This window comes from Candidatus Woesearchaeota archaeon (assembly GCA_026394965.1).
Classification (GTDB): Archaea; Nanobdellota; Nanobdellia; order Woesearchaeales; family 0-14-0-80-44-23; genus JAPLZQ01.
Window position 1 is genome coordinate 1 of record JAPLZQ010000088.1, and the last position, 6,167, is coordinate 6,167.

The 6,167-nt window shown below is 41.6% G+C and carries 7 protein-coding genes and 2 tRNA genes; 8 read left to right on the plus strand and 1 reads right to left on the minus strand.

The genetic code is table 11. The annotated features are described in order from the left end of the window. The first annotated feature begins 242 nt into the window (after positions 1–242). The 4 genes from ispH (at position 243) to NTV63_03805 (ending at position 2,944) form a co-directional block, all read left to right on the plus strand. A complete protein-coding gene (gene ispH, locus NTV63_03790) occupies positions 243–1,187 on the plus strand; it encodes a 4-hydroxy-3-methylbut-2-enyl diphosphate reductase (protein ID MCX6710045.1) in 945 nt (314 codons plus the stop codon). A gap of 167 nt (positions 1,188–1,354) precedes the next feature. Continuing rightward, positions 1,355–1,516, plus strand: a complete 162-nt coding sequence (locus NTV63_03795) for a hypothetical protein (protein ID MCX6710046.1) — start codon at positions 1,355–1,357, stop codon at positions 1,514–1,516. After that, entirely contained in the window at positions 1,498–2,670 is a 1,173-nt protein-coding gene (locus NTV63_03800; GenBank protein ID MCX6710047.1) for a hypothetical protein, read from the plus strand. The genes NTV63_03795 and NTV63_03800 overlap by 19 nt, the downstream gene beginning before the upstream one ends. Positions 2,671–2,776: 106 nt before the next feature. Then, positions 2,777–2,944, plus strand: a complete 168-nt coding sequence (locus NTV63_03805; GenBank protein MCX6710048.1) for a hypothetical protein — start codon at positions 2,777–2,779, stop codon at positions 2,942–2,944. Positions 2,945–3,159: 215 nt separating this feature from the next. On the opposite strand, the gene NTV63_03810 is transcribed toward NTV63_03805, so the two are convergent. Continuing rightward, entirely contained in the window at positions 3,160–4,749 is a 1,590-nt protein-coding gene (locus tag NTV63_03810) for a hypothetical protein (protein MCX6710049.1), read from the minus strand. 272 nt (positions 4,750–5,021) lie between these two features. Between NTV63_03810 and NTV63_03815 the strand changes: the two genes are divergently transcribed. The 4 genes from NTV63_03815 to NTV63_03830 all read left to right on the plus strand — a co-directional run. Next, a tRNA-Asp gene (locus tag NTV63_03815) sits at positions 5,022–5,094 on the plus strand. Between the two features lie 3 nt (positions 5,095–5,097). Then, positions 5,098–5,171, plus strand: a tRNA-Lys gene (locus NTV63_03820). A gap of 43 nt (positions 5,172–5,214) precedes the next feature. Then, positions 5,215–5,448: a DNA-directed RNA polymerase subunit H gene (locus NTV63_03825; protein MCX6710050.1), complete on the plus strand. Its 234-nt coding sequence runs from the start codon at positions 5,215–5,217 to the stop codon at positions 5,446–5,448. A gap of 165 nt (positions 5,449–5,613) precedes the next feature. After that, the coding region (locus NTV63_03830) for a DNA-directed RNA polymerase subunit B (GenBank protein MCX6710051.1) at positions 5,614–6,167 on the plus strand (554 nt) is incomplete at its 3' end.

Sequence of the window (6,167 nt, forward strand, 5' to 3'; positions counted from 1 at the left end):
CGGCAGCCCCATAAACCTTTGAGAATAAAGGTTTAATCGAAACTAGTCAAGTGGGACATTGCTTCGCAAGTCCCACGAAATACCTGAAAACAAATTTGCGAAAAAATTCAGTAAAAGCAGTCAAGTGGGGCGTGAAGTCCCACGAAATAACTGAAAAAGAATTTGCGAAAAAATTCAGTAAAAGCAGTCAAGTGGGACATTGCTTCGCAAGTTCCACGAAATATCTAAATATTATTCAAAAAATGCTGAAAAGAATAATTCTTGCAAGTCCGAGGGGATACTGCGCCGGGGTTGAGCGTGCAATAAGTTCTGTTGAAAATGCAATCCTGAAATTTAAAAAGCAGGTTTATGTTCTCAATGAAATTGTTCATAATGAGCATGTGATAAAGATACTTTCTGAAAACGGCGCAAGGTTTGTCAATTCACTTTCAGATGTTCCTAAAGGTAGTGTGATAATCTTAAGCGCCCACGGTGTTTCCCCAAAAATAAGAGATGATGCATTTGCCCGCGGCTTATCAGTTATAGATGCGACATGCCCGTTTGTCTCAAGGCTGCATTCAGATGCCAGGGAATACAGCAGGAAGGGTTTCTCAATAATCCTGATTGGCTATAGCGAGCATGCTGAGGCAGAAGGATTAAAGGGCGAAGCTCCTATGGCAGTAATAGAAAATATTTCTGATGCAGAAAAAATTGTCCTTCATAAGAAGAATATCGCATGCCTTGTCCAGACAACATTCTCAGTTGAGGAAAGGGACAAGATACTCTCTTTCCTGAAAAAGAGATTTCCCAATCTTGAAGTTCCGTCCTCGGGGATATGCTGCGCAACAGAGAACAGGCAGAATGCAGTAAAAGCTCTCTCAAAAAAGTGCGATGCAGTGATTATTGTAGGTTCAAAGAAAAGCTCAAACTCAATGCGCCTTTTTGAGACAGCAAAGGGCTGCTGCAGCCATGTTTTTTTGGTTGGCGATGAAAAGGAAATTAAAAAAATAATGAAAATGCCCTGGTTTTGGAAAATCAATTCTCTCGGGATAAGCTCAGGGGCATCAACACCTGAAAAGATTGTTCAGAAGATTGTTGCTTATATTGTTTCATGCGCTGAAAAAAGAAACGGAAAATCCCCTTCTCTTGAAAATCTTGAATCAGCATCCGAAAACATTTCATTCCCCCTTCCCTCCCCGTTCACTTAAATAGACTTTTTAAACCTTTTTAGTAATAAACTCTATATTAATATAGAAAAATATTTATACCAGTAAATCCACTTTTTTTAATTATTGAAAGAATGAGGCGGCTGTAGCCGCTTTATTATTTTTCAGGCTGGATTAGTCTTATTTTTATAAAAAAACAAGGTGGTAATATGCGCAAGAAATTTTTCGCAGTTTTGGTTTTGCTTCTGGCTTTGTCCCCGCTCTTTGCAAGCGCGCAGGATTTTATGATAGTGTCAAAAGCCATAAATAACAAGGCAAACCTGTTTGAGGCAGCTTCCTTTGAGCTTGCAATATGCCCATCGAGGAGATGAGCTACGGAAAGTATGAAATGGTTGTCACAGTAAAATCTGTCTCAAGTGGGATTGAGCACAGCATAATTCTTTCTGTTTATGTTACAGCAGTTCCAGAGGGAAAGCAGTATGCGGCGAGCATTGTTCTCGGAGCAGATGTGCCATTGAAAGTTGACCCGAGAGAGCCCTTGAAAGTTGCAATCCTGCTTGAGAACAGGATGCCCGTAGCTTATAGCGGGCTGAAGATACAAATTTCTGATGCTCTCGGATTAATCCAGAAAGAGGAGTCAGTTGACCTGGGGATTCTTGAGAAATTGCCTTATGAGATTCTTATTGAGCTTAACTCTCAAGAAAAGCCAGTTGAGGATTCTCTTACAATCAACCTTTTGACTGAATCAGGGAAACTGATAAAGTCAATTGAAAGCAAGAAATTTGAGATAATTCCTTATTCTTCAATGAAGGAAAGCGAGAAAGTCCAAAATCTTTTCCTAGGAAAGAAGACAACAATCACAGTATCCAATGAGGGGAACTCAAAAGGCACATACCTTGCAAAGAAGCATGTGGGCTTTTTCAGGAATCTCTTCCTGCGCACAAACCCAAGGGCAAAGTGGATCAGGATTGACGAGGTGAAATACCTCGGCTGGAGCATTGATATTGAGCCCCAGGCAAAAGCAACTATTGTGATAGTTGAGTCATATCTCGGGCTTTTCATCCTGCTTGTCCTCATAGGCTCTTCTGTTTTCGTGTATTACAATATAAGGAGCCCGCTTATCATCATAAAGAAGGCGAGCATTACAAGGCAGAAGGACGGAGGAATCTATGGGCTTAAGGTTCAGCTCCTGATAAAGAACAGGACAGGAAAGAGCGTCATGGATGTCAAGGTTGCAGAAACAATACCGGACATTGCCGATGTTGACAAGAACCTTGAGGCAGGAACTCTTAAGCCGGACAGCATCACAAAGCATGACTTCAGGGGCACAATTGTCAAGTGGAACATAGGGCCGTTGGACAGGTATGAAGAGAGGCTGATAAGCTACAAGATAGGCTCAAAGCTCACCATAATAGGCTATTTCACCCTGCCTCCTGCTGTTGTGAGATATGTCTTCAAGAAAAAGGAGGCAATTGTGCGCTCCAACAGAATAACCCTTGAAACAGGAGAGAAAATAGAGGAATAAACATTTTTTTATTTTTTTATGATTTTGTTAAATCATTTCTTTCTTGGAATTCAATAAAAAGTTTTAAATAAAAAGTTTTATATACTTTTTAATTCACGGAATGATTATGAAACAAATTAAACAATCACATGAAGACATAAACGCACTCTTTGTGCCTGCCGGACTTTTTGTCGGAATGGGGTTTGGCTTTATATTAAACCAGCTGGTTGGAGGAATTTTAATTGGGCTCGGCTTGGGAATATTAGGGATGGCAATAGCCAAAAAAAGGAAATAAAGAAAACTTTATAAACCGCGCATTTCTCCTGAGTTTTTAAGGAAAAACCCCTTCTAGCTCAATGGCTAGAGCGTCCGGCTGTAGATTCCCATGGACTTACTCGCATCGCGAGGATGGATGAAAATGGGACAGCCGATACCGGAAGGTTCCTGGTTCAAGTCCGGGGAAGGGGATTTTCATTTTTCTAAAGAAAAAAATAATTAAAGAAATTATTCTCACACAAAATTCATTCTTATGAATTCAGGGGTGAAGATGAGAGGAACTCCTATCTCCTGCGAGTATTTCATGTAAAGCATTCCAAAGTCAGGAACTCTTACATTTCTCATCTGGTTCAGAACAATCTTGGCATATTCGCGGGCTTCATCTGCCTCAGATGTTAGAACAACCTCAGAAAGATTTCTTATGTTCGGCTTAAGCCCGAATCTTCTCCTGAGAAGTGCGAAATAGCACACAAGGCACATGAAAAAGCCAATCTTGTAAGGCGCACTCCCGCGCACTTGTTCAATCCTTTCAATGAATTGGGCGCTGTTTATCGGGCGTTCCATAAGCTTAAGCATAAGCTCATGGTCATAATTATTCTGCAAAAAGTGGGGAATTTCCTCCTTTCTGGAATATGCGTATTCTGAAAACATTGCAATGCCCTCATCCCTTATCCGATAAATAACACTTGATGAATGGGAAAGATTCTTGTCAAGGAGGTGGTTTATCTCGTGCACAAGAGTTGCTTCAAGGCTTCCGAACCTGTTATGCTCAACAACAGAGCAGAGATAATTTGAGTTTATGCTTATTCTCATGCTTCGTAAGGTTTCATCTTGGTAAAGCACAGATGCATACCCACTCTGATTTTCATTTACATCCAGGAATATTTCAATATTCATCCTTCTCCCGTAAACCCGGATAAAAAGCTGTGCGCAGTCCCTTACGATGAGATTTATCACATTCACTATTGTCTTTTCAATCTCCATGCAAAATGCTTTCATTGAGCCGAATCTCTGCTCGCCGGGCATTATGTAATTGGCATAAAGGCTCTCAATGAATTTTGCATTTATGCCCTCTCCATGGTAAAGCCCCATCCTGACTTTTACAGCAATGTTTCCGGATAGAGCGGGATTTATTGCACCGGGATTCACATTGAATGAGAAATTTTTCCTGAACTCCCTTATCGCATCAATAAAGCTCCTGTCTCTTCTTATCTCATCAAGACTGCGGTCAATTTCATCCATAACTGCAAGAATGTTTTTTCTCTTGCTGAGGAATATTGAGAAGAGCTGTATGAATCTTCTTTGCTTGGAGTTATAATATGGAATGTCTTTTTTGGGAACGCTTCTTGTCAATTCCCGAAAATAATCCTTTTCAGAATTTAAAACAGAAACTGCCTCATAGAGCGCCTTTTTCAGGTTTTCCCTGTGCGCTTTATATCCAGAATACTTGTTTGTAATCCCGTTCATTGATGAATATATCTTTAAATACGCATCTATCGGGTTTCCTGCATCAGCGCGGATATTCTCAAGAGGTGAAGTGGATTTCCCAAGAATGGAAATCATCCTGATAAGCTCATTAATCTTTTCAAGCTTTGCGCTGGAATTTTTTTCAAGAAGGATAAGTGCACGCGAATTCACTCCGGTTCCTGAAATCATGTTCTCATTTCTTGCTATTTCATTCGCATATTTCTTTGCAGGTTCATCCTCTTTGAAGAGGAAGGACAGCGTCTTAAGCAGCTCAGAAAGATTATAAATGCTCACATAATAATCGCCAATAAGCCTCGCGAGCGTGGAAACAGCATTGATTTTTTCCTGGGCATTCATCAATAATGCCTTTTTTTATTTATTAATAAAACTTTCTTTTGAAAAGATCCCCTCTTTTGCGATAAGACCCCTGATTTTTCTGGAGCAGGTTTCCAATACAAAAAACCAAAAGATTTAAAAAGGAGTGCCAAACTATTTAATAAAATTAAGCTATTAAATCCCAGGCGGACTCTCCCTTTAACAGAGATAATCATAATGCAGCCTAACCCATTTACTTTCTCACTCACCGGAAAATCAGTCGCATATCACCATTATCACCATAAAAAAACAATGCTCTGGTAGTGTAGCGGCCTATCATGGAGCCCTGTCACGGCTCCGACCCGGGTTCGAATCCCGGCCAGGGCGTTTGGGCCGGTGGCGCAGCCTGGTAGCGCACCTGACTTTTAATCAGGTTGTCGGGGGTTCGAATCCCCTCCGGCCCATGGCGTTCATGCGAATAAAAGAGGGGGGAATTTGGGGAGAAAAATGGCAAAAAAGATAGAACACAACCTTGTGCCTGAGCACATAAAGCTTTCTGAGAGCGAAAAACAGGAAATCCTGAAGAAATACAACATCACTGAAAATGAGCTGCCTAAGATTCTTAAGTCCGATGCGGCAATTGCGCACCTGGATGTGAAAGACAGCGATGTTATCAAGATTTTAAGGAAGAGCCCGACTGCGGGCGAATCAATTTTCTACAGGGTGGTAAAATTTGAATGAAGCTGGAAGAATCCTTTGCAAAAAATATTTCGAGTCTGAGTCATTTGTGAAGTCAGACATTGAGTCGTTCAACAATTTCATAGAAAACGGGCTGAGCCGACAATAATCCCCCACAATGTCGATGAATACAAGATAAGGCTCAACAAGATAAGTGTTGAGAACCCGATGCTTGTCGAGGCAGATGGAAGCTCAAGGCCGGTTTTCCCGGTTGAGGCAAGGCTCAGGAAGATAACCTATGCTGCTGCCATGAAGCTCAACATGAGCGTCCATATAGACGGCGTTCAGAGGGAGGAGTTCACAGCATACATCGGAAACATCCCGATAATGCTCAAGTCCAAGCAGTGCCACTTAAGCAAGCTCAACAGGGAGGAGCTTATCGAGCACGGCGAGGACCCTGACGACCAGGGCGGCTACTTCATAATCAACGGCAGCGAGCGCGTTCTCGTGTCCGTCGAAGATTTGGCGCCGAACAGGATGATAGTGTCAAAAGAAACCAAAGGCGGAAAGCACTTGGTTGTCGGAAGAATTTTCTCAGTCAAAGGCGGATTCCGCGCTAAAATAGAGCTCGAAAGAAAAGACGACGGGCTCACATATATTTCGTTCCCGGCGTCGCCTAAAAACCTGAACATATTCATCGTGTTAAAAGCGCTCGGCTTCGACACCAAAGCAAAAATGATAAAAGCGTTCTCAGAAAAACCGGAAGTGCTGAATGACATTCT